This window comes from Propioniferax innocua (assembly GCF_006716235.1).
Taxonomy (GTDB): domain Bacteria; phylum Actinomycetota; class Actinomycetes; order Propionibacteriales; family Propionibacteriaceae; genus Propioniferax; species Propioniferax innocua.
This window is the reverse complement of the sequence record NZ_VFOR01000001.1, coordinates 1,311,518-1,338,375: the sequence shown is the minus strand read 5'-3', so window position 1 is coordinate 1,338,375 and position 26,858 is coordinate 1,311,518. Positions and strand designations below refer to the sequence as shown.

The following is a 26,858-nucleotide window of genomic DNA, read 5'->3' as shown; positions in this document are numbered from 1 at the left end:
TACGTTGGCGGTCATGATCGTTGATGGGTGAAGCCCTGAGCCGTTCGGGTCACTCGCCGGCGGGCGTGGCGTCCAGTGCGATCTGCCGCGAGGCGATCTGCATGACGGCGGGATCGTGCGTGATGACGAGCACGGGTGCGTCCGCGGTGAGTTCTCGCAGATCGTTCAGCAGGGCCGCGGCGGTTTCGGTGTCCAGATGTTCGGTGGGTTCATCCAGGATCCAGGTCTGACGCCCGCCCACGAGCAGCCGTGCGATTGCCAGACGCCGGGCCTCACCGCCGGAGAGCATCGATCCCTCCTCGCCGACGATGCGATCGAGCACCCCGGCCGGGGTGGCGAGCCCCGCGCGGCTCAGGGCGTCGAGGATCTGATCGTCGGTCGCGTCACGATCACCGATCTGGACGTTCTCTCGGATCGAGGTGTTGAACACGTGCGCATCCTGCGCCAGATAACCCACGGTGCCGCGCACCTCGACGTGTCCGCCGAGTGACGGGATGAGCCCCATGATGGTTGCAGCCAGTGTGGTCTTGCCGCAGCCACTCGGCCCGGTGAGAGCCACCCATTCGCCGGGGGCCACGTGCACATCGACACCGGTGCGAACCGGTTCGTCTGGGCTCCAGCCGATACTCGCATCGGTCACGGAGATGCCGGGGTCCTCGGACGGCGATCCCGCCACGGCATCGCCCTGACCGAGCGGGGGAGCATCGAGGATCTGGCCGACGCGATCCAGAGCCGCCGCAGCGCGGGTGCCGGTCTGGGCGGCCTGGGTCAATGTGGTCAGGACTTCATGCAGCGCCAGTGGTGTCAACACCACCACGGCGAGTTCGACGCGGGACAGCGTCCCCGCCTCCACCTGGGCGATGCCGAACCCCAGCGACCACAGCACCGCCACTCCGGCCGCCACCACCTGGGCTGCGGCGGCGAACCCGCGCACCGCAGCGGCGCGTTCCTCGGCACGGCGCAGCTGCTCGTCGACCTCCTGCAGGGCCCGGATGCGGCTGGTGTCCTCATAGGCGGCGAGATCGGTGGCGGCGTCGTTGATCTCGGCGACGATCCCGGCCAGTTCGCCACGGGTCGGGATCAGCGCGCGATCTGCCGCTCGGGAGGCTGTACGGGCCAGCAGGGGGACGGCAACACCGGCGGCGAGAGCGCTGAGGAACAGCCCGGCGGCGATCGGTACGGACATCGTCGCGATGATGATGGTGGTGGCCATCACCACGATGCCCGCCGACGCGAAGGGCAGCAGGACGCGCACCACCACGTCCATGATGGCCTCCACATCACTGACGATGCGGACCAGCAGATCTCCACGACGGCGGCTCAGCAGTGTCGTATGGGCCAATGCATCGTAGGTGCGCAGCCGCAGCACCGACTGCAGTCGCAGCGCCAGGTCATGGCTGAACAGGCGCTCGACGTAGCGGAAGGCACCGCGGCCAAGACCACAGGCCCGCACCAGGACCGTGGCCGCTGTCAGGTGCATCACCGGTGGCTGCTCCGCGGCCCGATTGATGAGCCAACCGGCAATGCCCATCAGCGCCACTGCCGAGAAGCTGGCCAGCACCGAGCACAACACCGACATGGCGAAAGATGTGCGTGACCACGGGACATCATCGAAAAGCTCCCGCACGAGGCGCCACTGATTGCGTCGTGGAGCAGCGACCGTCATCGCGCCACCTCCGACATCCGGTCCTCCGCACGCTCCATCGTGATGACACGATCGGCGGCCTCCATCACGGCGGGGCGATGGGTGACGACGAGGACGCCGGTGCCCGAGCCACGCAGCGTCTCGATCACCGAAGCCTCGGTGTCGGCATCGAGACCTGCGGTGGGTTCGTCGAGAATCATCCAGTCCGACCCGGCGTCGACGCGCAACAGCGCCCGCGCGATCGCCACCCGCCGCCGTTCACCGGCCGACAGGCCCTCGCCGCCATCACCGACGTGATGCCCCAGCGCCATATCGCCGGCCCCGGCTCGCAGCAATGCGTTCTGGAGAGCGTCGTCGGAGGCGTCGGGGTCCCCGAGCCGGACGTTGTCGGCCACGGTCCCATTGATCATGCCGGGGGTCTGGCCCACCCAGGCGAACTGCCGACGCCACCGTGGGTCCCCCAGTGACATTCCACCGGCATGGACCGTCCCGGACGCAGGGGTCAGGAATCCCATGAGAACGTGCAGGGCGGTGGACTTCCCGCAGCCGCTCGGCCCCACGAGGGCGACGACCTCGCCGGGGGCGATGTGCTCACAGAATTCGTCGAGAACCGTGTTCTCGCTGTGACGGTCGAGAACCGTGTTCTCGCTGTGACGGTCGAGAACCGTGTTCTCGCTGTAACCGACGGTCACGGCGTCGAAGATGATGCCTGCCGGTGAGGGATTGGCCGGTGAGGGGTCGGCAGGGTCCGTCTGTGATGCGGGGTGGGATCCGGCGTCGATCGCGGCGAAGGCCTCCTCGGCAGCGGTGATGCCATCCACCGAATCGTGGTAGTGGACGCCCACCTGCCGCACCGGCAGATATACCTCGGGAACGAGGATCAGCACGAACAGGCCCGTCATCAGATCCATGTGGCCGAAGGCCAGCTGCAGCCCGATCGGCACCGCGACGAGTGCCACCGAATAGGTGGCGACGAGTTCGAGGACGCCGCCGCTGAGGAAGCTGACCCGCAGCGTCGACATCGTCTGCGCCCGGTGGTTTCCTTCGTTGATCTTGAGTCCCTTGCGCTGCGCGGCGGCCCGTCCGAACGCCTGCAGCGTGGGAAGTCCCACCACGAGATCGTTGAAGTGATTGCCGAGCCGCGACTGGGTGCGCCACGAACGATCCATCTTGGCTTGTGTGGCGAGCCCGATGAGGATCATGAACAGCGGGATCAACGGAAGCGTCAGGATCACCACCAGTGTCGACTCCCAGTCGGTGACCAGGATGGCGGTCCCCACGACTGCGGGCACGGTGATGGCCAGGGCGAGCTGGGGCAGGTACCGGCCGAAATAACCATCGAGGTTGTCCAGTCCCTTGGTGACCACCTGCACGAGCTGGCCGGTGGTCAGGGTCGCATCGTGCGGGGACGCGAGCCGCGCGGCGATGATGTCGGTGCGCAACTGTGACTTCACACGTGCGGCCGAACGATGGGCGAGCCACGAGTTGAACCACATGAGCACGGCACGTATTGCGATGATGCCGCCGAGCGCACCGAGTGACGGTGCAAGGCCGCCGAGTGGATAGGCCGCGTTCTCCGAACCCGGAAGAACGGCGTTCAGATCACCGGGGAGCCCCTGAAGGTGGAATGCGGTCGAGATGAGCTTGGCCAGCAGCCACGCCTGAGCCACCAGAACGACCGAGGTGACTGTCCCGACCGCGACGCCGGCCACCATGTACGTCTTCGTCGCCGATGCGCGGCTCCACAACCGGGGGTCGATCGGTCCAGGCATCCTGCGTCCTTCTGTCCTGTCTGGGGGCTGTTCTGTCTGGGGGCTGTTCTGTCTGGATTGCTGCGCGGGGTGGGCGTCGGCTCAATTGTTCCGGTTCCGACGGTAGTGCGAAAACGGCCCGGGCCCGAACGGCAAGTGCCGCGCGGGCCCGGGTGTGGAGGCGGTGGGTCACATCAGTGTGCGTCGCTGGTCTCCGGGGTTTCCACCGGCAGATTCTTGACGCTGATGCGCTTGCGGAAGACCCAGAACGACCATGCCTGGTAGCCGAGGACGACCGGGAGTGCTGCCAGCGAGGCGATCGTCATGATCTTCAGGGTCAGGGCGCTGGAGGCCGCGTCGCTGGCCAGCATGTGGTGCGCCGGGTCCAGCGCCTTGATGGCGTAGGGGAACAGCGAGGTGAACAGCGCCACCATCATCCCGAGGATCGCCAGGCTCGTGGCAGTGAAGGCCCACCCCTCACGCGCCTTGGAGTTGGCGAACCATGCCAGCGCCACAGCGATGATCGCGATCACGGCGGCCACCCAGGTGAGTGCACCGGTGCCGTGTACCGCAGCGGTCCAGATCATGAAGACGGCCATGAGCGCCAGAACGACCAGGCCGATCTTTCCGGCGAGGTTGCGGGCCGTTTCGCGGATCCCACCGTTGGTCTTCAGCGAGATGAAGATGCCGCCGTGCATGAGGAACAGCGTCACGAACAGCAGGCCGCCGATGAGGGCGTACGGCAGGAACAGTCCGAAGAAGTTCCCGACGGTGGTGTCCATGACCCAGCGGCGCCCCTCCTGCGATTCGATCGGCAGGCCGCGGACGAAGTTCGCAAAGCCCACGCCGAACACGAGGGCGGGCACCAGGGAGCCGGCGAAGATGCACCAGTCCCAGCCGCGCTTCCAGCTCAGACCAGGGCGCTTGTGCCGGTATTCGAAGGCGACGCCGCGGACGATGAGGGCCAGCAGCACCAGGAACAGTGGCAGATACAGGCCGGAGAACAGTGTGGCGTACCACTCGGGGAAGGCGGCGAAGGTGGCGCCACCGGCAGTGAGCAGCCAGACCTCGTTGCCGTCCCACAGCGGGCCGATCGTGTTGATCATGACACGGCGGTTGTCCTCCTTCTTGCCGAGGAAGGTGACGAGCATGCCGACGCCGAAGTCGAAGCCCTCGAGGACGAAGTAGCCGATCCAGAGAACGGCGACCAAGATGAACCAGAGTGTTGACAGTTCCATGATTGCCTCTCAGTAAGCGAACGACAGGGGTTCGTCGTCGTCGGTGACCACCTTGGGTTCCTCGACTTCGGGCAGCCCCTTCTTGATGTACAGGAGCAGCAGTCCCACTTCGATCACCGCGAGGATTCCGTACACGAGGGTGAACAGGATCAGCGAGAACAGCACCATGCCGGGGGAGACGCCGGGGGAGACGCCGGCGGCGGTGGGCATCACGCCGAACACGAGCCAGGGCTGGCGTCCCATCTCGGTGAAGATCCATCCGAACGAGTTGCCGAACAGTGGCATGAGCGGGAAGACGACCATCAGGGGGGTCCAGAGCCTGTTCACCGGCAGGCGGCCCTTGCGCAGTGCGAACAAGATGACGGCGGCCACGGCCATCGCGATGAAGCCCAGCGTCATCATGATGCGGTACGTCCAGTACGAGATGGGCAGGTTCGGTGAGTAGTCATCGGGGATCGCTGCGGCCACATGGGGGCCGTACTCGCTCTCCAGCTGCTGCCGGAGCTCGACGCTGTACTGCTCCTGCAGGGTGTTGATGCCGGGTACGGGCTTGCCCCACTCGCCGGTGGCCATGAAGCCGAGCAGGCCGGGGATCTTGATGGAGAAGACCTCCTCCTGATTCAGATCGCCGATCGTGAGGATGGAGAAGTCCGCGTCGTCATCGAAGGAGGCTTCGGCAGCGGCCATCTTCATGGGCTGTGCCTCGTACATGACCTTGGCCTGGAAGTCGCCGCTGGCGATGACGCCGACGCCGCCCGCGAGCAGACTGACCGCGCCCAGGACCGCGGCGAAGCGGAAGGCCTTCTCGTTGGTGGCGTGCTCGCCGGTGAGGTCGGCGTTGCTGCGCGCGCCGGTCTGGCGGCTGATGCGGTGCAGATGCCAGACCGCGATGCCGGCCATGAGGGCGCCGGCGACGAGCCATGAAGCGGTGATCTGGTGCGGGAATGTGGCCAGGAACACCGGGTTGAGCATGACGTCGGCGAAATTGGTCAGCTCGGCGCGGTTGGTCTCGGGATTGAACCGGAAGCCCACCGGGTTCTGCATCCAGGCGTTGGCCGCGAGGATGAAGATGGCCGAGATGTTGGTGCCGATGGCGGCCAGCCAGATGGTCGCCAGATGGACCTTCTTGTTCAGACGGTCCCAGCCGAAGATCCACAGGCCGAGGAAGGTGGACTCGAGGAAGAAGGCCAGCAGTGCCTCGAGTGCCAGTGGGGCGCCGAAGATGTCGCCGACGAAGCGAGAGTACTCGGACCAGTTCATGCCGAACTGGAACTCCTGCACGATGCCGGTGACGACACCCATGGCGAAGTTGATGAGGAACAGCTTGCCGTAGAACTTCGTGAGTTTGAGGAAGCGTTCCTGGCCGGTCCGAACCCAGATGGTCTGGAGGATGGCCACCAAGAACGACAGTGCCAACGTGATGGGCACGAACAGGAAGTGGTAAACCGTCGTGACCCCGAATTGCCATCGGGCGAGTGTTTCGGCGCTCATGCCGCGCATCTTACTACCCATTGTCGTACTTCGCACCCGATTCGCTCTTGTTGTCTACGTCTCGTGTAGTAGTAAGATGCTGTTCGACGATGAAGGGGAGATGACATGCCAACACTTGGCGAGCTGGAGCAGCGCGTCATGGACGTGCTGTGGGCGACCATGCGACCGATGAGCGTGCGTGAGGTGCTGGACGTCCTCCTCGAGGAGAAACAGCTCGCCTACACCACGGTCATGACCGTGCTGGACAGGCTGGCGAAGAAGGGGATCGTCTCTCGTGAACGCCAAGGGCGTCAGTGGATCTACACGCCGGCGCGGGATCGCGCGTCACTGATCGCCGATCAGGTTGAGGTGCTGCTCGGCAAGGATGTCGAGTCGCGTCGTGAGGTTCTGGAGGAGCTGGCCCGCCGGGTGCCCGAGGTGTCGATCGATCCGGCCTGACGCCGGTGGTCGGCTGCTGCCTGGGGTGTTGTCGAGTGAAAGCATGCGACGAGGCCGCCTCGCCCGGTGAGGGGAGGCGGCCTCGTCGCGTCGTGGCTGAAGCGCGGTGAGGGTGTCGGTCAGTAGGGCTTGTACTCGCCGCCCTTGTTGACCGACTCCGGGCCCGGTGCCTCGGACACCGAGCCGTAGCGGTCGATCGCGTACCGGGAGGCGGCGATGATGTTGTCCACCGGGTCATGGATGTCGGTGTGCCCCTCGAGTGCGTAGGCGTCGAAGGTCGGTTGGATGGTCTGCATCAGGCCGGTGGAGGGTGTGCCCATGGCTGCGTTGCTGTCCCAGTCGTTCACCGCGTCGGGGTCACCGCTGGATTCGTGCATCGCGATGATGGCCAGGTCGTTGGCGTCGATGTCCTGGGGCTCGATGCCGGCTTCGATCATGATCCGCCGGGCCTCGCCGATCCAGCGTTCGACGTCGTCGGTCGCGTCATGCTCGATGCTGGAGTGTGAATCGATCGCCTGGGCCGGAGCCGTGTATCCGTCGGGGAGATTGTCCGGTGCGGCGGCGGCCTGAGGGATGCCGATCGCGGTGGTGGCCGCGAAAGTGGCGGCGGCCAGGCTCCCGAGGAGCAAGGGCTTGCTGCACTTGGGCATGGCTCTCCTGTGGGTCTCGTCGTTTCTCTCGGCGGCGAGCCACCGTACCTGTGACCATTTCGTTATCAAAACCGTGATGGTGATGTGGGCCTGCCAGCTTGCATGACCTGCCTGTGCCGGGATCGGGGCAGTGAACAACGAACCGCCTCGCCCGGGTGCGGGCGAGGCGGTTCACCGAAAAGTGGGAGCAGGGTCAGAGGTTGTACTGGTAGAGGTCGTATTCCTGCATCAGGTTGATGATCTTGTCCGCGTAGTCGGGGGCGGTGGCGTACCCGCCCTTGTGGATCTCGCGAATGAACTGATCGGGATCGTCCTGATGGTTGAACGCGGGGGCGTAGTGCTCACGCTGGGCCAGGAAATCGCCGTGATCGAGGAACGAGGACTGTGCATCGGGGTAGGTCTGGAAGCCATCCCGAATGGTGATCCAGCGGCCGTTCTCGAACTCCTTGGTCTCCTTGATGAGGCATCCGTTGGCATATTCGGAGGAGTCATTGCACTTGATACCGAAGAATGCGTTGCCCTCGGTGGTCAGGCTCGACGTTCCCCACCCGGATTCGATGATCGCCTGCGCCATCGCCACCGATGCCGGAACGCCATGACGACGCTGTCCTTCTTGGGCCAATGGCGCGATCGACGCGATGAAGGCGTCGGGGCTGGAGGTGTCGACGCCCTCGGGCGGGGTGGTGTCGTCACCCGACTCCGCCTCGATCCCGAGGAGGGCCGCCCAGGTCTTCGGTCCGATGATGCCGTCGGCCTCGAGGCCCTGGGCCTTCTGGAACGACGTGGTCGCTGCTGCGGTCTTGTCACCGAATACGCCGTCGACGGCGAGGGCGTTGTCGTGGCTCTGGAGCACCAGCTGGGCCGCCTGGACCTGAGGGCCGGTGTCACCGGCCCGGAGCTTCGGAGCCAGAGCGGCTGCCGTGCTGGGACCGACGATGCCGTCGGCCTCGAGACCCTGGGTCTTCTGGAAGGCGACCACCGCGGCCGTGGTCTTCGGGCCGAAGTGGCCGTCAACCTCGAGGCCGGCGTCGTGGCGGTTCAACAACACCTGCACTGCGGAGACCTCGGCGCCATGGGCGCCCTCGGCCATGTTCTGGCCGGCGGCGGCGGCCACGGGGACCGAGCCGGGCATGGCCGCGGGCAGGGCCACCGGAAGGGCGAGGGCGAGGGAAGCCGTCGCGCCGATCAAGGAGTTTCGGATCATTCTGCGCATGGTCGTGTTTCCGATTCCGAAGATGTTCACTGCTGGGGTTCAACGTCGGAGTTGGCGTCCACCACTGCGGTGGCCATCTCCTCCCACTTGGCGTAGGCCTCGGGGAAGGCTGAACGCTGGACGGCCTGTGCGGCCTCGGTCTTGCGCATCGACTCCCACCCCTCGATGTCCCGCAGGCCGGGGTTCGAAGTGTGGTCGGCGACGCCGAAGAAGGCGCGGGTGGCCAGGACCGGCGTCCTGACCTGTTCGACGGTGCCCCAGCCCGTCTCCGGGCGCTGCTGGAACAGGCCCTGGGAGTCACGGTCGCCGTAGTCGAGGTTGTACATCTGCGACTCCTGCATGGCGGTCATCAGCGCGATGATCTGGGCATCGCGTCCGAAACCATGACCCTTGGCGACCGACATGATGGTGCGGGCATTGCCGACCTGTTCGGCGTCGAGTTCCACGCCTGCATACACGCCGGGCTCGCCCGGGAGGTTCTCACCCTGGTCGCCACCGGACTCCTCGCACTGCGGGACGGTGACGTCGAGGTCGTCCTGGAAGAAGAAGGCGCCGGAGACGTAGCCCGCGTCGATCTGGAACCAGACGTCGGTCTGGTCTCCACGGGGGTTACCGGCCGTCTCGCCGTGCGTCCAGCAGTGGATGGCGCGCGATTCCTCATCCTGGAGGGAACCCGCGACGTCGCTGGAGGTGTTGGGGGCGGTGCGGATGTTCACCGAGGTGCCGTTGAAGGAGTAGGAGGTTCCGGTGGTCCCGGATGAGGCACTGGCGAGAGGGACGCCGATGGCGGCGGTCGCGGTCACGGTGACGGCTGCGATGCCGGTCAGGATCAGCTTCTTGGATGTCATTGAGGATCTCCTGGGGGGTGGAGGGACTGCGTTGCCACCAAATTAGGAAGAGATCCGGCGAGTAACAATTGGGTCACAGCGTCACTTTCCGGTGGCGATTTCCGCTTGCATCTGCGGACGAACTCCCTCGCCTGCCGGTCGATTCCGCATCAGGGGTGCTCAGAATGCAGCGAACCCCGCCCGGTGGGACGCACGAGCGTCACGGGCGGGGCCACGGCGGCCGCCGGAGTGGTGCGGCATGGTCGGCGCCGTTGGGGTCACTCCTCGTTGATGCGCCTGGCCACCTCTGCGGCAAGACGCAGTGCGGCCCGCTGCGTGGCCGGCAACAGCTTCGTGTAGTCGATGACGCCACCCTCGGCGATGTGCGGATCGGTGGGCAGCTCGACGATCGGATGGCTGGACCCGAACCAGGAGGCACCGTTCGACTTCACCTCGGCCTGGCTGTCGGAGGGCCCGTTCGTGGCGGCGATCACGGTGCGACGCAGCAGTCCGGGGTTGACATCCTGGAGGCCCTCGAGCATGCGTGCGGCGGGAATGAGGCTGTCCTTGCGCCACTTGGTCGGCACCACGAGGCAGTCGGCCACCTGGGCGGCAGCCATCCAGTTGGGGGCGGCTTCGTTGTTGCCGGTGTCCACCACGATCACCTGGAAGTAGCGTCGGAACAGCTCGTGCACGAGCTCGAAATCGAGCTTGGAGACCATGCGGCCGGTGCTCTGTGCCGATCCGAGCGTGTAGAACGTGCCGGCGGCCTGGTGGTTGATGAAGTGAGCCAGATCGGTGAACTGCGAGCTGGGTTGACGCAGGATGTGGATGTCAGCCAACAGATCGCGGACGTTGCGTCGATGCGGAGACTCTGAACGGTCCGGCATGGTGCCGCGAAGCTCGTTGTTGTCCCATGCCATGACGCCGCCACCACGCGCGACGCCGAAGGCGGCCGCCAGCAGCAGCGATGTGGGCGTCTTGCCGACGCCACCCTTCGGGTTGGCGACCATGATGGTGACCGGCAGGTCGAAGGGTGTCTGCGCCAGACGCAGATCGCGCAGCTCGTCGAGTTCCTTCTGCGAGGGCTTCAAGCCCAAGCGAGCGCGCCAGCCGCGTCTGGACTTGCGCTTCTTGCTGGGCGTCAGCTGATCGATGAGCTCATTGGCCTCGTAGCGGCGGTCCACCGGCTGGTCATTGCGAGGACGTTCCTTGCGTTGGGTCAGCGGTGAGCCCGGGGCCGGCGTCGGTTCACTGTTGTGGAGGGCATGCGCCGGAGGAGGCGTCGATGCCTGCTGCGTGGAGTCGTTCGCCGGCTCCGCGCCGGTTGGCTCCGCGTCCGTGGACGAGGGCGACGCTTCGCCGGAGCTCCCGTGGCTGGTCCTGGCCGAAGACTCGGCCTCCTGGGCATCCGCCGATGAGGCCGAGCCGGAGGAGTTGGCGGCGGCATTGCGGAGGGGTGGGGGAGTTTCCTCTCGGTCCGGTGACGGCCCAGCGGCGCGTCGGCCGAGGGCAGGGGAGTCCGTGGACTCGGTGCCGTCATGAGGTCCGGGCCAGGTGTCGCTCATGGAGATCCTCCGGGAATTCACCAGCAAATGGGCAGGGCCAATGTGGCAGTCTAGCCGCCCTGCGTGATTTTACCGATTCGCTCCCATGTGCGCCCGGCGTGGCGAGTTGCCAGAATGGGGGCCATGACTGCGCTGACCGATCGTTGTTTCTCAGGTGTCATCTTCGACATGGACGGCACCCTCATCGACTCCACGCCGGCGGTGGTGCGGTCATGGACGAGATGGGCCGAGGAATATGAGATCCCGGAGGAGAAGTTCGGAGACTTCCACGGGATGCCGGCCCGCTCCATCGTGGCCAAGTTGATGCCGCCCGAACTGCATGAGGAATCGCTGGCTCGGGTCACCCAACTCGAGCTGGATGACGTCGAGGGGATCGTGGCACTGCCCGGCGCGGTCGAAGCGCTCGCAACCCTGCCGGTCACGGCGATCGCCACGAGCTGCACTCGCGATCTGGCCGAGCGACGCATCGCGGCATCGGGCATCCCGGCCCCGGATGTGGTGGTGACCGCGTCGGACGTCACGCATGGCAAGCCCGACCCCGAGCCCTTCCTGTTGGCTGCTGAACGTCTGGGTATCGACCCGCGTCGCGCCCTGGTGGTGGAGGACGCCACCAGCGGCATCCGTGCGGGCCAGGCTGCAGGAGCGTCGACCCTCGCGGTGGTGACCACCACGCAGCGGGACGCCCTCGCCTTCGCTGACCTCGTCGTCGATGACCTCTCGGCGGTCTCCTGGCATGTGAGCGACGAGGGCGTGAGCCTCAGCCTGCGCTGAGGCTCACGCCCTGCCCGTTGTTCTGGGATCCGACCTGTGTTCTGCGATCCGAGGCCGGTTCAGTTGCCGCGGAACGGCCACTCGCCGCTCTGCTGCTCGTACGGGTTGTCGTACGCTTCCTGACCCTGCTGCTGGCTCGGGTCACCGTAGGACTGTGAGCCGTACGACTGATCGCCGTAGGACTGGTCCCCGAAACCACCGTCGCTGCTCTGCGATGAATCGGCACCGAACTGATCGGACGCTGCGGAGCCGGACTGGAACGAGTTCTCGTCCTGCTGGGAGGTCCCGAACGAGTCGGTCTCCTGCGACGGCTGCTCGAACGGCGAGCGGTCGTTGCTGAAGGCGAATGAATCGCCCTGCTCGGTGCTGGCGGTCTCCGCCTCGGCGGCCGGGGTCCCGACGCTCACGTCGGCCGGGGCCTCATCGGATGACGCCGATGAGCCGAGGGTCACAGCCGTGCCGTAGGCGACGACCGACTCGGGGCCCTCGGTGTAGCGCAGACCGATGATGGCGTCGGCGTTGCTGTTCTTGGCCATGATGACGGCCTCCTGAACAGCCTCCTGATGAGCACGGGTCAGGGTCTCCTCGTTGCGGTGACGCGGACGCTGCGCCACACCGACGACCTCGCCGAGGGCTGTGATGTCCGACTCCCCGGGAATCGACTCCAGGGTGAAGACCTTGATGCCGTGATCGGGGATCTCCTGCCAGCTCATATCGGGAGCCGCAGCGGAGGCCTGCTGGCCGTACTGCTGTTCACCATACGGATTCTGCTGCTGGGCGTAGGGGTTCTGCTGCTGTGCGAACTGATCCTGGCCGCCCTGCTGGGCGTAGGGGTTCTGCTGCTGTGCGAACTGGTCCTGGCCGCCCTGCTGGCCGAAGGCATCCTGCTGGGGCTGTTGACCGAACTGGTCCTGCTGCTGGGCGTAGGGGTTCTGCTGCTGTGCGAACTGATCCTGGCCGCCCTGCTGGCCGAAGGCATCCTGGCCGCCCTGCTGGCCGAAGGCATCCTGGCCGCCCTGCTGGCCGAAGGCATCCTGGCCGCTCTGCTGGCCGAAGGGCTGTGAGGCGCTGGGCTGGCTGTAGGGGTTGGCGCTCTGCTGGCCGATGGGCTGTGAGGCGCTGGGCTGGCTGTAGGGGTTGGCGCTCTGCTGGCCGGCGTCTGGCCCGAAGCCGCCCTGAGCGTACGGGTTCTGTCCGCCTTGCTGGTCCTGCTGCTGGGCGTAAGGGTTCTGGCTCTGGTAGGGGTTCTGCCCGTACTGCTGGTTGTCGCCGTAGGGGTTCTGTCCGTAGCTCATGCGGGTCACACTACTTGGCGACGGGCCGTGTGTGCAGCCCCCTCGAGCTGTCTGGGTGGACGGAGTTCTGGAGCCACCGGTGCGTGCGGCTACCCTGCTGCCGTGACTGATTCCGAACTCGACCTGCCCGAACAGCTGCAGATCCGCCGCGAGAAGCGGCAGCGACTCCTCGAGAAGGGCATCGCACCATATGCGGTTGAGGTGCCCCACACCCATGAGCTCGCCGAGGTCCGCGAGGCGTATTCCCACTTGGAGACCGGTGAGGAGACTCAGGACGTGGTCTCGGTGGCCGGCCGCGTCGTGTTCATCCGTAACACCGGGAAGCTCTGTTTCGCCACGCTTCAGAGCGGATTCACCGAGGGGTCCAGTGGTGAGCGTTTGCAGGTGATGCTCTCACTGGCCGAGGTGGGTGAGCAGGGCCTGGCCGATTGGAAGGCGGATGTCGACCTCGGTGACCACGTCTCGGCCACCGGTCGGGTGATCGTCTCGCGGCGGGGCGAGCTGTCGATCATGGCGTCGAGCTGGGTGCTGGCGTCCAAGGCGCTGCGACCCATGCCGAACCTGCACTCGGACCTTTCGGAGGAGACGCGGGTGCGTCAGCGCCACGCAGATCTGGCGGTGCGTCAGGAAGCCCGCGACATGGTTCGGGCGCGTGCCGCGATCACCCGTTCCCTGCGTGAGACGCTGCACGGCCTCGGCTACCTCGAGGTCGAGACGCCGGTTCTGCAGGCGATCCACGGGGGCGCGGCCGCGCGTCCCTTCCACACCCATCTCAACGCGTTCGATATTCCGATGACGCTTCGCATCGCCCTCGAGCTCTATCTGAAGCGGGCGATGATCGGCGGGGCCGAGAAGGTCTACGAGATCGGGCGCATCTTCCGCAATGAAGGTGTCGACTCCTCGCATGCGCCGGAGTTCACGATGCTCGAGGCCTATGAGGCATGGGGTGATCAGACGACGATCGCCCGCATGACGCAACAGCTCATCGTGGACGCCGCCGACGCGCTGGGGTCGCGTCAGGTCGTGGTGGACGGCCAGGAGATCGATCTCGACGGCGAATGGCGCTGGGCGCCGTTCTACCCCACGCTGTCGGAGGCCACCGGTGAGGAGCTCGGCATCGACACCCCGCGTGAGGTGCTCGAGCGACTGGCCGGGGCCCATGAGCTGGAAGTCGATCCCGAATGGGTGGATCACAAGCTGGCCATGGAGCTGTTCGAGCACATCGTGGAGCCGACGCTCGTGCAGCCGACCTTCGTGTGTGACTATCCGGCGCTTGCGCAGCCCCTGGCGCGTCCGCACCGCAGTGAGCCGGGCCTGATCGAGGCCTGGGATCTCATCATCGGCGGCATGGAGCGCGGCACGGGCTTCTCGGAGCTGATCGATCCGGTGATCCAGCGTGAACGCCTCACCGAGCAGTCATTGGCGGCTGCGGCGGGCGACCCCGAGGCCATGCAGCTCGACGAGGACTTCCTTGCCGCGTTGGAGTTCGGTGCGCCGCCGATGGGCGGCATGGGTCTGGGCCTGGACCGTCTGGTGATGCTGTTCACCGGAGCAGGCATCCGCGAGACGATCCTGTTCCCGCTGCTCAAGCCGCAGAGCTGATCGGCCCTGGGCTGGTTGGCGCGGGGCTGGTTGGCACAGGGCTGGTCGGCCCGAGACCTTCGTCACGGACCTGAGGGTTTGTGGCCCATGTCGGCCACAAACCCTCAGGTCCGTTCGCGATACAGGCCTGCAGTTCTGTTCGGCGTCACTTCCACTGCGTGGTGAGCCCGAGCGAGACGGCGAGGAGTCCCATGCCGATGGCGAGGTTCCAGTAGCCGATGTCGCTCATCACCGGGATGTCGATGTTGGCCGTGCTGCTGATGTAGAACACGACCATCCAGAGGACGCCGAGGAGTGCCAGCGTCACGAAGGTGGGGACCACCCAGCGGTTGGATCCAGGGGCGTGGAGCTGAGCTGTGGCCTCGTCGCCTGTGTCGGATGTGTCCTTCTTCTCGGACTTCCGGCGCGTGGAGGATTTCGACGCCTTGCCCGAAGCCCCCTTGTTGGAGGACGCCTTGCCCGAAGCCCCCTTGTTGGAGGACTCCTTGCTCGAAGCCCCCTTGCCCGAAGCTTCCTTGTCGGAGTCCTTGGACGCTGACTTCTTGGTTCTCTTCGTGGTCGAGGAACCCTTCTTGGACGCGTTGTCCTTCTCGGACGGGGTCTCCGAGGCATCGGGCGTCGCGTCAGGGGTCTCTTCGGCCTTCACGGACTTCTCCACGTCCTTCTCGGTGGCCTCAGCGGCCTTCTTGGCTTTGTCGGCCAACGGATCCTCCTAGCTTGCAGCGGTCGCCTAGCGTAGCCGGTAACAATGGGGCACGCATGTATCGATGGTTCCTGAACGGGAGGTGATGGTGTTGAAGCGTCGGATTGGGAATGCCGAGGGCGGTGGAGCACACCGGCCGTTGAGCAGCCGAGGCTCCTGGGGGACGGCTGCTGTCTGTGTGCTGTTCGGCGTGATGATCGCGGCGTCGATGCTGGCCGCGCGCGGCACCGATCTGCGGCCCTCCCGAAACGGGGGGATGGCCGAGCTCGTGACCTCGCAGGTGCATCACATCCGAGAGCTCAACGAGGAGGTCTCCGAGCTCGAGACTGAGGTGGATGGGCTCAGCCGTCAGGCTGCGCCGGTCCCCGAAGCCGAACCGCCGCTCGAGCTCCAGCGGGTGGCGGGCCCTGCGGTGCGCGTCACACTGGAGGACGCCCCCGATTCGGTCAATCCGGTGGGAGTGGACGCCGATCTGCTCGTGGTGCATCAGCAGGACGTCCAAGCCGTCGTCAATGAGCTGTGGGCCGCGGGCGCGGAGGCCATGACCATCCAGGGGCAGCGCGTGGTCTCCACCACCGCAGTCAAGTGCGTCGGAAACACCGTCGTCCTGCACGAGGTGCCCTATGCGCCCCCGTACGTCATCGAGGCGATCGGCGACCCCGAGCGTCTGAACGCAGGGCTCGACGAATCGGAGGCGATCGCGCTCTACAAGGAGCACGCCGAGGCCTACTCCCTGGGATACCGGCAGGAGACGCTCACAGAAGCCGAGGCCCCTCCCTACGAGGGTTCGACGCAACTCATGCACGCGCGACGCTGAGCGCCAGGGCCGAGCGCCAGGTCTGAGCGCCAGAGCCGAGCGTCAGATCAGGGGAGCCAGCGAGGCCGCGCGTCGGGGTGCGTCGGCGTCCCCGCACACGGCGAGCCAGTTCCCGAGCAATTGGTAGCCACCCTGCGTCAGAACCGATTCGGGGTGGTACTGGACCGCCTCCACGGGAAGGTCCCGGTGCCGAGCGGCCATCAGGATGTCGTTCTCGGTCCGGGCGGTCGCCTCCATGCATCCCGGGAGGTCGGCGACGGCCAGGGAGTGGTACCGCGTGGCGGTGAAGGGGTTCGGCAGGCCGGCCATGCAGCCGACCCCGTCGTGGATGATCTGCGAGGTCCTGCCATGCATGAGTTCTGGTGCTCGGCTCACGCGGCCACCGAAGGCGACCGCCATCGCCTGCAACCCCAGACACACCCCGAACAGTGGACGCACGCCCGCCCATGAGCGGATGAGGTCGATGCAGACGCCGGCGTTCTCGGGAGTGCCGGGGCCTGGACTCAGCAGGACGCCGTCGAACTCCTCGACCAGGCCCTGTTCCTGTACACCGGCCACCAGACGCGGGTCGTCATTGCGGAGCACCGTGGTCTCGGCGCCGATCTGGGCCAGGTAATGGACGAGGTTGAACACGAACGAGTCGTAGTTGTCCACAACCAGGACGTGCGTCATCGACCACCCCGTGAGTTGCCGTTGTTGTTGCCGGGGCCGGCGTTGGAATTGCCTGCGCCGCCATTGGGCTTGCTGCTGGGTTTACTGCTCGGGTCTCCATCGCTGGGGGCGGATTGGCTCGGGGACGGAGTCTGGCTCGGTGAGGGAGACGCACTCGACGGCGGGGCAGTCTGTTCGGGCTGCGGCGCTGCCTTGCCGATCGAGATGGTGATCGTCGTTCCTCGTTCGACCATCGTGCCGGGTTCGGGGTCGCTGTATACGGCGACCCCGACGTCGGCGTCGTTGGTGACGACCTGTTCGGTGAACTGGACGTTGGTGAAACCTCGCTGCTGGGCGTCCTCCTCGATGGACTCGCGGTTCCAGCCCATCCAGTCCGGCACTGGCGACTTGCCGATCGCATACTCGAGCGTCACCTCGGCGTCCGGCACGACGCTCTCGCCGCTGCCCGGGTGCACGGCGAGAACCTCGTCGGGTTCGCTGTCGGAGGGTTCATCGGCGGATTCGCGTGCCTGCACGTTCGTGAACCCGGCGTCGCGGAGCCTTTCCTCGGCCTCGGATCGGCTCAGACCCACCAGACCCTCGGGGATGGTGATCTTGTCGGGGCCACGGTTCACCGTCAGCGTCACGACAGAACCTTCCTCCGCCTGCTGGCCGTCGCCGGGGTTCTGTTTGATGACGCTGCCGACCGTGGTGTCGTCCGGGCCGGCCTCTTCCACGGTCTTCGGCTCGAAGCCGGCGTTCCGAATGGTGTTCTCGGCGCTCGTCTGGGATTCGCCCAGGACGCGGGGCACCGGGAGCATGACCACCTCGGGCTCCTCCGGGCGGTTCATGAACCACAGGCTCGTGGCGATGAGACCGCCGACGGCGAGCACGGCGAGCACCACCATGAAGATCGGCAGGGCTCGACGCTTCTTCTCGGGCTCCTCCTCGTCCTCCTCGTCGTCGAAATCGGCACTCTCGGTCGCATCGGGCGGTGTGGCCGCGGCAGCGGCCACGGGCACCGGCGTCGTCACTGGCAACGGGGCGGTGACCTCCTGCCCCTGGAGCAGCCGGGAGATGTCATCACGCATCTCGCGGGCGTCCTGATAACGATCGGCAGGATCCTTCGCCAGCGCCTTCAGCGTGATCGCGTCGATGTCTGGGGTGATGACGTCGTCCAGTTGCGATGGGGCAACCGGGTCCTCACGTACATGCTGGTAGGCCACCGAGAGTGGTGAATCACCCTGGAAGGGGGGTCGGTTTATCAGCAGTTCGTACAGCAGGCAGCCGGCGGAGTAGATGTCTGAGCGGTTGTCGACGGTCTCACCACGGGCCTGCTCGGGGGAGAGGTACTGCGCGGTGCCGATGACCGCAGCGGTCTGTGTGATCGTCGCCTGGGTGTCGGCTACCGCACGTGCGATCCCGAAGTCCATGACCTTGACCTGGCCGGTCGGGGTCAGCATCACATTGGCGGGTTTGATGTCACGGTGCACGATGCCGGCCCGGTGCGAGTAGGAGAGCGCATCCAGCACGCCCTGGATCAGCTCCAGCGCTCGCTCGGGGAGGATCTTGCGTCCCTCACGGAGCAGCTGACGCAGGGTGTGTCCCTCCACGAGCTCCATCACGATCCACGGCACGCCGAGCCCTGTGGACGGATCGATGGATTCTCCGGTGTCGTAGACCGAGACGATGTTGGGGTGGTTCAGGCCTGCCGCGGATTGGGCCTCCCGGCGGAAACGCGCCTGGAAGGTGGGGTCCGACGCCAGGTCCGAGCGCAACTCCTTGACCGCGACCGGACGCCCCAGGCGCGTGTCCTGGGCCCGGAACACCTGGGCCATACCGCCGCGTCCGATGACGCCGTCCAGCTTGTAGCGGCCACCGAGGATGCGGGGTTGCCCCTGGCCGTCGGTGGAGTCCTCATCGGCGTCCGATGACGCGGCACGTGCCGGCTGCGGTGAGTCCTGGGGTGCTTCGTAGGGCGGGGGGAAGCCGTCCTCGGCAGGGTTGACCTGGGTGCTCTCCACCGGACGCGTGGTGTCGGGCTCGGCGAAGCGAGACGTATCGGGCTCGGCGAAGCGAGACCCACCGGTGGCGTCGGCCCCGTCCAGTGGGGGAAGGGCGCGACGCGCTCCGGGCTGTCCCTCCGGCGGAGTCGTCTGGTCATCCATGGAGGTCCTCCACCTTCTGTCTGTTCGCAATGTGGGTCACAGCACACTCTCCATCACGTCTCGCGCGATCGGCGCAGCGAGGCCTCCGCCGGAGACCTCGCTGCGGCTGACACCGGCGTCCTCGACGAACACCGTGACCGCGATCTTGGGGGTTCCTTCGTCGTCCTTCGCGAAGGAGGTGAACCAGGCATATGGGGGGCGATCGGGGGCTGACTGGGCCGTACTTGTCTTGCCGCCGACCGTCGCGCCGGAAATCTGTGCGTTCGTTCCGGTGCCTTCGGTGACGACGGTCTCCATCATGCCCGCCAGGGCGTCGGCGTTCTCACCGGAGAGGGGACGGCCCATGAGGTCGGGGCGATGGGTCTCGATGGGGCTCAGGTTGCTGGCCCGCACCGTCTCCACCACATAGGGGCGGTAGAGCTGGCCACGATTGGCGATGGCCGAGGCCACGAGCGTCATCTGCAGGGGAGTGGCCGCCACCTCGTACTGACCGATGCCGGTCATGGCGAGCTGGGCGTCATTCATCTCGGTGGGGTAGCGGCTCGCGACGGCGTTGAGCTCGGCGAGCGGCTGCGTTCCGAACCCGAACTCCTCCGCTTTGGCGCGCATCTCGTCCTCCCCGACCTCCAGGGCGAGGTTGGCGAATGCGGTGTTGCAGGAGACCTTCAGCGCCTGCTCCATCGAGATCTGGTTGCCCCCGCAGTAGGTGTCGTTGCCGAGGTCGGTCTGGGTGCCGGGCAGACGCAACTGCTCGGGTGAATCGATGGGGGCATCGGCGGGGTGGCCGTTCTCCAGAGCCGCAGCGGCGGTGACGAGCTTGAACACCGAGCCGGGCGGGTAGATCTCGCGGGTGGCCCGATTCGTCAGGGGGTTGTTCGGGTCCTCGGCGAGCTGTGACCACGACTCGTTGGCCTCCTGCAGGTCATGTGAGGCGATGGCGTTGGGGTCGAAGCTCGGGGTGCTCACCATGGCGAGGATGGCGCCGGTCTGTGGATCCATCGCCACCACGGCGCCCTTCTTGCCCTCGAGCCCGTTGTAGGCGGCCTGCTGGGCGGCGGGATTGATCGTGGTCTCCACCGATGCTCCCTTGGGCTGTTCACCGGTGGCCAGGTCCAACGTGCGGCGCACGAATTGTGAATCGTCGGTGCCGGCGAGCTTGGAGCTGTAGTTCGCCTCCAACGAGGTGTTGCCGTGGTCGTACGAGTAGTACCCGGTGATTGGGGCGTACAGGTACGGCTGGTCGTACAGGCGCTGGTAGCCGAACGTGCCGTCGGAGGGCTCGGAACGTGCGATCTGCTCTTGGCCGGCGAGGATGGGGCCGCGGTCCTGGGCGAATTCGGCATCGCGGACGCGGCGGTTGCGGGAGTCGGCGTTGAGCCCGGACTGGCGCACCACGATGTTGTAGGTGGCGTTGAGCAGCAGCAGGGTGAACATCACCATGCACACCACTGCGACGCGTCGGATCGGTCGGTTCATGCAGAACCTCCGGCTGGGACGTGCTGGGTCTTCTCACGGTCGGGGTCGGGATCCTCGGTGACAGGAGCCACCGGTTTGCGGGCCTGATGGGACATCACGAGCAACAGGCCCGCGATCACCCAGTTCGCGATCATCGACGAGCCGCCCTGGGACATGAATGGCGTGGTCAGGCCGGTCAGGGGGAGCAGCCGGGTGACTCCGCCGATGATGATGAACACCTGCAGGGCGAACACGAAGCTCAGGCCTGCTGCGAGCAGCTTGCCGAACAGCTCCTTCGACGCCAGCGAGGCCCGCAGTCCGCGGGCGACGATCAGCCCGTAGAGCATGACGACGGCCATGAGTCCGGCGGTGCCGAGTTCCTCACCGATGGCGCCGGCGATGAAGTCCGAGCGGGCCAGGGGCGTCAGGCCGGGGCGTCCGAGCCCAAGACCGGTGCCGATCAGACCACCCCAGGCCATGCCGTACTGGGCGTTGATGACCTGCAGGTTCTGGTCGAAGTTCGAGAAGGGGAACAGCCACGCGTTGACGCGGATCTGCACGTGGCTGAACAACAGGTAGCCCACGTAGGCGCCGCCGAAGAACATGGCCGATCCCAGGATGGGCCAGCTCGGGCGTTCGGTGGCGGTGTAGAGCATCATCACGAACAGCCCGAAGAACAGCAGCGACGTGCCCAGGTCACGCTGGTAAACGAGCACGAGGAGCGAAGCGACCCACATGATGAGGATGGGCCCGAGGTCGCGTGGGCGAGGAAGGTCGATGCCGAGGACGCGGGCTCCGGCCTCGGCGAGTACCTCGCGCTTCTCCACCAGGTAGGACGCGAAGGCCACGGCGAGGACGATCTTGGCGATCTCGGCCGGCTGGAATGAGAAGGGGCCGATGAAGATCCAGATCCGGGCACCCATGACCTCGCGGCCGAGCCCCGGGACGAGTGGGAGCAGCAGCAGGACCAGGCCGCTCAGGAACATGATGTACGTGTAGGCCTGCAGACGCCGGTGGTCACGCAGGAATGTCACGGTCAGCACGAACAGCGTCATGCCGATCGTGGTCCACATCAGCTGGGTGTGTGCGCCGGTGGCGACGGGGTCGCTGATCTGGTCGATCCGGTGGATCATCGTCAGCCCCAGACCGTTGAGGAGCATCGCGCACGGAAGGATCACCGGGTCGGCGTAGGGGATGCGGATCCGCACCGCCAGGTGGGCGATCAGCCCGAGCATCACCCAGATCCCGGCCACCACCGGAAGATTCGTCGGGACCTCCTCGTGGAGGTTGTATTCCACCAGGGTCCAGCCGATGATGCCGATCGCCAGGGCGAACAGCATCATCGCTGCTTCGACGTTGCGGCGTTTGTGGTAGATGACCACCATGCCGCTGCCTGTGGTCTCCGATTCGGCCATCAGCAGCCCTCGGTGGATGTTTCGGTCCCGGTCGTTGCCGGAGCCGGCGAGGGAGCGCGTCCGGGTTTCTTCGGACCCTCGCCCCTGGGGGGATCTTCGGCGGCGTTGCGGGCTTCTATGCAACGTTCGGCTTCTGCCTGCAGCTGGTCGGTGGTCCGGTGGGCTTCATCGAGTGAGTTGACCACGATTGTGTCGCGCACACGCTGGGCGAAGAACGGCGGAAGGTCGTTGATCTTCGTGGGTTGCACCTCGTACACGTCCGAGAGTGGGTAGCCCAGTACATCCTGCGGGAGTCCGTGGTAGATGGCGACGCGTTCCTCGGCGGGTGCGACGAAGTACTGCGTGCGGGACCACACGTAGCCGGCGGTGAGGATTCCTGCGATGAGGACGAGAATGCCCAAGCCCGTCAGCAGTGTGGTCCAGCGTCGACGCCGACTCTTGGGGGGCAGGACCGGGGCGTATCTGTCGGCCTCCGGGTCGTCGGGTTCGTCTTCGTCTGAGGGCGAACCGGGGGAGTCGGGGGAGGACGGGGAGGCCTGAGCCTGCTCACGGTTCCGCCGGGCCTGCTCGAAGAACGCCGGGAGGTCGTGTTCGGTGATGGCGCCGACCGCGCTGGCCTCGGTGGTGGCGGAGGCTTCGTCGGCGACGACATCGGCGATCACGATGGTGATGTTGTCCATTCCGCCGCCGGCGTGCGCGCCGGCCACCAGGGCGTCGAGTGACGCGTCGAGGTCGTCGATGGCCAGACCCTTGTGGATCTCGTCGTCTTCGATCATGCCGCACAGGCCGTCGCTGCAGAACAGCAGGCGGTCGCCCTCGCGCACATCCACCAGGCCGGTGTCGGGTTCGTTGTTCGGTTGACCGTTGATGACCTTGAGGATCAGCGAACGATGGGGGTGGTAGGCGGCTTCCTCGTAGGTCAGCTTGCCTTCGTCGATGAGCGACTGCACCCACGAGTGATCATGGGTGAGCTGCTGCATCTCCCCATCGCGAAGGAGGTAGGCGCGTGAGTCCCCGATGTGCACGAACCCCAACTGGTGCCCGTCGAACATCGCGCCGGTGAGGGTGGTGCCCATGCCGTCGAAGGTGCGGTCGTCGGCCACCAGATCGGCGATCTGGCTGTTGGCCCGCTCCACCGCACCGGCGAGGACCTCGAGCATGTCCTCCCCGGCCACCCGATGGTCGGCCTTCTTCGCGTGGTCGATCGCGATACTCGACGCCAGGTCGCCCGCTGCGGCGCCGCCCATGCCGTCGGCCACCACCAGCAGATTGGGTGAGGCATAGCCGGAGTCCTGGTTGTTCTTGCGTACCGGGCCGATCTCCGAGTGCGTCACATAACGCAGGTACAACTGTGGATCATCGGTGTCGATGGGAACCGGGGTGGTTGCCTCGTCCTGCTCGTCGGCGTTCGGGGCGTCGGCCTCGGCGGCGTCCACCATCTCGTCGGTGTTCGGGGCGTCGGCCTCGGCGGCGTCCACCATCTCGTCGGGGTCGAGGTGCCCGTCGGGCTCTTCGGTGTTGTTGTCGGCCATCAGGCCTCCAGCTTGAGTTGTGTCCGGCCGATACGAACGGTGTCGGACGTGGTGATGGTGGTGGGGGCGGTGATGCGCTCACCGTTGACGTAGGTGCCGTTGGTCGATCCCTTGTCGGCGATGTACCAACCGCTGCGGTCGTCGGCGATCAGCTCGGCGTGACGGGTCGAGACGTAGTCGTCGTCGAGGATGATCTGGCAGTCGGCGCTTCGGCCGATCTGCACGTAGCCGTGGGAGAGGTCGGCGGCGATGCCGGCCTGGGGCCCGTTGGTGATGATGAAGTGCCGTGGCCCGCCCCTGCCGCGTCGACGCTTGGGGCGTTCGCCGTCCTTGGTGAGGGCGCTGCTGGGCACCGACCTGCCGAAGAGGTCGGTCTTGATGATCCCGGCGCTGCTGAGGATGAACACCCACAACATGGCAAGGAACAGTACCTTGATGAGGGTGACGGCAATGGTCGACATCAGCGACCCGCGGCGTCGAGGACGAGGATGCGGGTGTTGCCGATGGTGATGGTGGTGCCCGGGCGCAGATCGGCATGGGGGACCTTGTCGCCGTCCACCTTGATGCCGTTGGTGGAGCCCAGGTCGACGATGCGGTAACGCATGTCGAGCCCCGAGCCGGAGACCTGCACCTCGGCGTGGCGGCGGGAGATGCCGGGGTCGTTGACGCGCAGGTCGGCGTCCGAACCGCGTCCGATCACGACCCCGGGAGGAGTGAGGGGGTGACGCAGGCCGTTGACCTCGAGGACGAGGTCGGCCCGGTTGATCGCGGAGTTGCTGTGGTTGTCGACGCTGCTGTCGACCTTGGCGACGGCCTCGGATGCGACGGTGAACCGACCGGTGGGCAGGGCGTCGTCCAGCTCGAAGTGGAGCATGATCGGCCCGTTGAACACGTAGCCGGCTTCCTTGGCGTGGGAACGGAGTTCGGGGATGATCTCGCCGGTCAGCGTCTTGCCGTAGGGCGTGAGGCGGTCGTAGTCATGCTGCGAGAGTCCCACGATGAACTCGTTGGGGACGAGTTTCTTGTGCCGGTTGACCATCTTGGCCTCGGCGTCGAGCTCCTTCTGCAGGCGGGCAGCGATCTCCACCGGCTGCACGTCACCTTTGAACGCGCGGGCGAAGACACCGTTGACTGCGCCCTCGAGGCCCCGCTCGAAACGGTCCAGGAATCCCATGGTGTCCCCTCAGTCGGCAGTCAGGTCGTTCGGCGCAGGTGCGCCGTGTGGCTGACCCGCTGGCGCGCGGGCCGCCGCCCATCGTAACGGGAGCGACCCACCCTACCTAGTGGAACAGCCTCTCGTGGGCGGATGGCGCAATCTGGCGTGCAACCTGGCTGTGCAATCTGGCTATGCATTGCGTCACGGTGCATGCTAGAGTACTCCGGTTGCCGAAAGCAGAAGCTTTCAGTACGCGCGAGTGGCGGAATCGGTAGACGCGCTGGCTTCAGGTGCCAGTGTCCTTTGGGACGTGGAGGTTCAAGTCCTCTCTCGCGCACAGTGTGAAGTCCCGGGACATCGTTGATGGATGTCCCGGGACTTTGTTGTTTCGCCACCTGCCATCAAGATCACCATCTGCCGTCGAAGCTGCCACCAAAAGCAGGGCCCCGGCGAACACACCTGAGGGTTCGTGGCCGCTGTCGGTCACAAACCCTCAGGTTCAATGCTCGGGGCCTGTTCACGCGCCTCGTTCGGGTCCGGGTGCTGCTTGAACGCGGTGGCGTTCTATTGCAGTGGAGGTCTGTGCACCGATGTCGGTGCTTCTGTTTCCACTGTGTGGTGAACGTGTGGCCGGTCGTTGTCTTTGATGTCGATGGCCCTTCCGGGATCATGGGTGCGTGATTCCCGGTGTGGTGGTGCTCCTCTGCGTCGACATCGTGGTTGGCCCGGCCGATGTGGTCGATCTGGCCGATCCGAGTCGTTCGATGGAGGCCAGGCCCGTCGATGCCGGTCTCGTCATCGCCGTGGCTGCACTGGCTGTGCTCTTGGTGGGTGTCGGGCTGATGGTGGGGGCCGCGTTGGTGCTGTGGTTTGCCGGGTGGGTGGTTGCGTCCGCACAAGAGCTGGCCTGAGGGCGGCGCGCGTTCCGGTTGGTGTGCGAGCCCCGCTCAAGGTGCTGGTGGTTCATTCCCGAGGGGCCCAGGGGTCGATCAGTTCGATGTCGCAGTCGGAGAAGTCCGAGGTGTTCCTCGTGGCCAGTGGCATCTCGTGAGTGAAGCAGATCGCTGCGATCATGGCGTCGGTCGTTGGCCGCGGGCGACCGGGTTGGCTCGTCAGGCGCGCGAACACTCGAGCTTCATTCGCGCTGAACGCCAAGACGCCGCCGAGCCCGGTGAGCAGTCGATCCACGTGGGTGGTCAGGGCTTCGCGTCGGCGTCCTGGCGGCATCAGGAGGAGCCCGCGGTGCAGTTCTGCCAGGCACGGAGCGGGGAGGAACAGCTCTGCTGATCTGTACCTGCCGATCCATGTGACCACGTTCGGGTCGGGGTGGGCTTTGGTGAGTTCGGAGATCACGTTGGTGTCGAGAGCGACGTTCATTCGAACTCCACCCGTGGGGGTTCCATGTCGCGTGTGATCTCCGGAAGCTCGGCGGGGTCTTCCCGGCAGGCGTAGTAGAACTCGACGAGCACATTGGGGAACGCGACGTCGGCACGAACCTCACGGGTGAGGATCTCGCGGGCCTCCGCCTCCATGGACCGCTTGTTCGCATGCGCCCGTTCCATCAGGGCGCGATGGACTTCATCGTCCAGGTTTCTCACCGTGATCGCTCGCATGCCAGCACCTCCGGATTCATGCTAGCACTGAATGTTGAGGCGGTCGCGGACTTGTCGGTACGTGACGCGAACTTCATCTTGGTGATGCGCCACGTCTCCCGATCGTCCATATCGGCCGAGGTGTTGCTCGTCCGCTCTCGGATCGGCAGTTCGACAACCAGTCGCCAACTTCGGTCGTATCTGAAAAGTGCTGCGATTGCTCCGTGTGGTAAACATCCGCAGCAAGGAGGCATCATGCAGACCACAGCTCTGGAAACCGGCTCGGGCATCACGTGGGCCGAGTGGTTGGAGATCCTCGAGCCGCACAAGGATCTGGACCATCCCGCGATGGCGGCCAAGGTCCTCGAACACATCAACGCACGGGGCGCGTCGAAGAGCCCGGAGTGGTGGGCGCAGGGCGTCACCGTCGCCTACGAGCAGCACATCGGGCGACGCGGCGTGGGGGAGCGGTGCGACGGTTCGTTCAGCGTCACCGTCTCCAAGACGATGCCTTCGGACATGGACGCCACCCTCGCTGCCGTCGACGCCGTCGCCGCAGGACGTGACGAGTTGGCGGGCATCCCACTGGCGGGTGAACCCCGCACCAGTGCCACCGAGAAGTGGCGCTACTGGCGTGCAGACCTCGCCGACGGTTCGAAGATCACGATCAACATCCAGAACAAGACCAACGGCAAGTCCGTGGCGGCGGTCAACCACGACGGGTTGGCGTCGAACGAGCACTCCGATGAACTCAAAGCCTGGTGGCGGGCATTCCTCACTGAGATACAGGAGCAGGTTGGGGTGCAGGAGCAGGGCGGCCAGCAGGCCTGAGATGGGGCCGGTCGGCTGCTGTGCGCCGATGCCCCTGTGGGAGCATGGA

General features: G+C 66.1%; 25 protein-coding genes and 1 tRNA gene. 7 read left to right on the top strand and 19 right to left on the bottom strand.

Going from position 1 to position 26,858, the window contains the following annotated elements:
- Positions 1-49: 49 nt before the first annotated feature.
- The 4 genes from cydC to FB460_RS06285 form a co-directional block, all read right to left on the bottom strand.
- Complete coding sequence (gene cydC / locus FB460_RS06300) at positions 50-1,666, bottom strand: thiol reductant ABC exporter subunit CydC (RefSeq protein ID WP_142093180.1); 1,617 nt, start codon at positions 1,664-1,666, stop codon at positions 50-52.
- Entirely contained in the window at positions 1,663-3,360 is a 1,698-nt protein-coding gene (cydD, locus tag FB460_RS06295) for a thiol reductant ABC exporter subunit CydD (protein ID WP_246044305.1), read from the bottom strand. Before cydD ends, cydC begins: the two co-directional genes overlap by 4 nt.
- A gap of 230 nt (positions 3,361-3,590) precedes the next feature.
- On the bottom strand, positions 3,591-4,634 hold the full coding sequence (cydB, locus tag FB460_RS06290; protein ID WP_142093178.1) for a cytochrome d ubiquinol oxidase subunit II: 1,044 nt from the start codon (positions 4,632-4,634) through the stop codon (positions 3,591-3,593).
- A 9-nt stretch (positions 4,635-4,643) separates the two neighbouring features.
- On the bottom strand, positions 4,644-6,125 hold the full coding sequence (locus FB460_RS06285; RefSeq protein WP_142093177.1) for a cytochrome ubiquinol oxidase subunit I: 1,482 nt from the start codon (positions 6,123-6,125) through the stop codon (positions 4,644-4,646).
- A 105-nt stretch (positions 6,126-6,230) separates the two neighbouring features.
- On the opposite strand from FB460_RS06285, the gene FB460_RS06280 reads away from it, so the two are divergent.
- Complete coding sequence (locus FB460_RS06280; protein WP_142093176.1) at positions 6,231-6,563, top strand: BlaI/MecI/CopY family transcriptional regulator; 333 nt, start codon at positions 6,231-6,233, stop codon at positions 6,561-6,563.
- 119 nt (positions 6,564-6,682) lie between these two features.
- Here FB460_RS06280 and FB460_RS06275 read toward each other — a convergent pair whose 3' ends face one another.
- From FB460_RS06275 to FB460_RS06260, 4 genes are all read right to left on the bottom strand, one after another.
- Positions 6,683-7,213 carry a transglycosylase SLT domain-containing protein gene (locus FB460_RS06275; protein WP_142093175.1) on the bottom strand — a complete coding sequence of 177 codons (531 nt, stop codon included), beginning with the start codon at positions 7,211-7,213 and terminating at the stop codon, positions 6,683-6,685.
- A gap of 193 nt (positions 7,214-7,406) precedes the next feature.
- Positions 7,407-8,417 (bottom strand): glucosaminidase domain-containing protein, encoded by a 1,011-nt coding sequence (locus FB460_RS06270; protein ID WP_170209971.1) that lies wholly within the window; start codon positions 8,415-8,417, stop codon positions 7,407-7,409.
- A 35-nt stretch (positions 8,418-8,452) separates the two neighbouring features.
- Complete coding sequence (locus FB460_RS06265) at positions 8,453-9,274, bottom strand: SH3 domain-containing protein (protein ID WP_142093173.1); 822 nt, start codon at positions 9,272-9,274, stop codon at positions 8,453-8,455.
- A gap of 257 nt (positions 9,275-9,531) precedes the next feature.
- Positions 9,532-10,821: a MinD/ParA family ATP-binding protein gene (locus tag FB460_RS06260; RefSeq protein WP_142093172.1), complete on the bottom strand. Its 1,290-nt coding sequence runs from the start codon at positions 10,819-10,821 to the stop codon at positions 9,532-9,534.
- A 123-nt stretch (positions 10,822-10,944) separates the two neighbouring features.
- On the opposite strand from FB460_RS06260, the gene FB460_RS06255 reads away from it, so the two are divergent.
- Positions 10,945-11,592: an HAD-IA family hydrolase gene (locus FB460_RS06255; RefSeq protein WP_142093171.1), complete on the top strand. Its 648-nt coding sequence runs from the start codon at positions 10,945-10,947 to the stop codon at positions 11,590-11,592.
- Between the two features lie 59 nt (positions 11,593-11,651).
- Here the strand turns inward: FB460_RS06255 and FB460_RS06250 are convergent, their stop codons facing one another.
- A complete protein-coding gene (locus FB460_RS06250; RefSeq protein WP_142093170.1) occupies positions 11,652-12,887 on the bottom strand; it encodes a heavy metal-binding domain-containing protein in 1,236 nt (411 codons plus the stop codon).
- A gap of 135 nt (positions 12,888-13,022) precedes the next feature.
- Here FB460_RS06250 and lysS point away from each other — a divergent pair, with 135 nt between their 5' ends.
- On the top strand, positions 13,023-14,489 hold the full coding sequence (gene lysS / locus FB460_RS06245) for a lysine--tRNA ligase (RefSeq protein ID WP_211345896.1): 1,467 nt from the start codon (positions 13,023-13,025) through the stop codon (positions 14,487-14,489).
- A 145-nt stretch (positions 14,490-14,634) separates the two neighbouring features.
- Here lysS and FB460_RS06240 read toward each other — a convergent pair whose 3' ends face one another.
- Positions 14,635-15,192 carry a cell division protein CrgA gene (locus FB460_RS06240; protein WP_246044256.1) on the bottom strand — a complete coding sequence of 186 codons (558 nt, stop codon included), beginning with the start codon at positions 15,190-15,192 and terminating at the stop codon, positions 14,635-14,637.
- A 64-nt stretch (positions 15,193-15,256) separates the two neighbouring features.
- Between FB460_RS06240 and FB460_RS06235 the strand changes: the two genes are divergently transcribed.
- Positions 15,257-16,009 carry a DUF881 domain-containing protein gene (locus FB460_RS06235; protein ID WP_142093168.1) on the top strand — a complete coding sequence of 251 codons (753 nt, stop codon included), beginning with the start codon at positions 15,257-15,259 and terminating at the stop codon, positions 16,007-16,009.
- A gap of 42 nt (positions 16,010-16,051) precedes the next feature.
- Here FB460_RS06235 and FB460_RS06230 read toward each other — a convergent pair whose 3' ends face one another.
- From FB460_RS06230 to FB460_RS06200, 7 genes are all read right to left on the bottom strand, one after another.
- Entirely contained in the window at positions 16,052-16,681 is a 630-nt protein-coding gene (locus FB460_RS06230) for a glutamine amidotransferase-related protein (protein ID WP_142093167.1), read from the bottom strand.
- Positions 16,678-18,498 (bottom strand): Stk1 family PASTA domain-containing Ser/Thr kinase, encoded by a 1,821-nt coding sequence (gene pknB, locus FB460_RS06225; protein ID WP_425466976.1) that lies wholly within the window; start codon positions 18,496-18,498, stop codon positions 16,678-16,680. Before pknB ends, FB460_RS06230 begins: the two co-directional genes overlap by 4 nt.
- Positions 18,499-18,864: 366 nt before the next feature.
- Entirely contained in the window at positions 18,865-20,304 is a 1,440-nt protein-coding gene (locus FB460_RS06220; RefSeq protein WP_142093165.1) for a peptidoglycan D,D-transpeptidase FtsI family protein, read from the bottom strand.
- The gene (locus FB460_RS06215; RefSeq protein ID WP_142093164.1) at positions 20,301-21,698 is read right to left on the bottom strand and encodes an FtsW/RodA/SpoVE family cell cycle protein; all 1,398 of its coding nucleotides are present in this window, start codon (positions 21,696-21,698) and stop codon (positions 20,301-20,303) included. The genes FB460_RS06220 and FB460_RS06215 overlap by 4 nt, the downstream gene beginning before the upstream one ends.
- Entirely contained in the window at positions 21,698-23,230 is a 1,533-nt protein-coding gene (locus FB460_RS06210; protein WP_142093163.1) for a PP2C family protein-serine/threonine phosphatase, read from the bottom strand. Before FB460_RS06210 ends, FB460_RS06215 begins: the two co-directional genes overlap by 1 nt.
- Positions 23,230-23,691 (bottom strand): FHA domain-containing protein FhaB/FipA, encoded by a 462-nt coding sequence (locus FB460_RS06205; protein ID WP_142093162.1) that lies wholly within the window; start codon positions 23,689-23,691, stop codon positions 23,230-23,232. Before FB460_RS06205 ends, FB460_RS06210 begins: the two co-directional genes overlap by 1 nt.
- Positions 23,691-24,404 (bottom strand): FHA domain-containing protein, encoded by a 714-nt coding sequence (locus FB460_RS06200; RefSeq protein ID WP_142093161.1) that lies wholly within the window; start codon positions 24,402-24,404, stop codon positions 23,691-23,693. The genes FB460_RS06205 and FB460_RS06200 overlap by 1 nt, the downstream gene beginning before the upstream one ends.
- Positions 24,405-24,639: 235 nt before the next feature.
- On the opposite strand from FB460_RS06200, the gene FB460_RS06195 reads away from it, so the two are divergent.
- Both FB460_RS06195 and FB460_RS06190 read left to right on the top strand, forming a co-directional pair.
- Positions 24,640-24,723: transfer RNA gene (locus FB460_RS06195), tRNA-Leu, on the top strand.
- A gap of 340 nt (positions 24,724-25,063) precedes the next feature.
- Positions 25,064-25,297, top strand: a complete 234-nt coding sequence (locus tag FB460_RS06190) for a hypothetical protein (RefSeq protein WP_142093160.1) — start codon at positions 25,064-25,066, stop codon at positions 25,295-25,297.
- Positions 25,298-25,349: 52 nt separating this feature from the next.
- Here the strand turns inward: FB460_RS06190 and FB460_RS06185 are convergent, their stop codons facing one another.
- The gene (locus FB460_RS06185; protein WP_142093159.1) at positions 25,350-25,763 is read right to left on the bottom strand and encodes a type II toxin-antitoxin system VapC family toxin; all 414 of its coding nucleotides are present in this window, start codon (positions 25,761-25,763) and stop codon (positions 25,350-25,352) included.
- Positions 25,760-25,999, bottom strand: coding sequence for a FitA-like ribbon-helix-helix domain-containing protein (locus tag FB460_RS06180; protein ID WP_142093158.1), 240 nt, complete (start codon positions 25,997-25,999; stop codon positions 25,760-25,762). Before FB460_RS06180 ends, FB460_RS06185 begins: the two co-directional genes overlap by 4 nt.
- A 234-nt stretch (positions 26,000-26,233) precedes the next feature.
- Between FB460_RS06180 and FB460_RS06175 the strand changes: the two genes are divergently transcribed.
- Positions 26,234-26,809, top strand: a complete 576-nt coding sequence (locus tag FB460_RS06175) for a hypothetical protein (protein ID WP_142093157.1) — start codon at positions 26,234-26,236, stop codon at positions 26,807-26,809.
- Positions 26,810-26,858 lie beyond the last annotated feature (49 nt).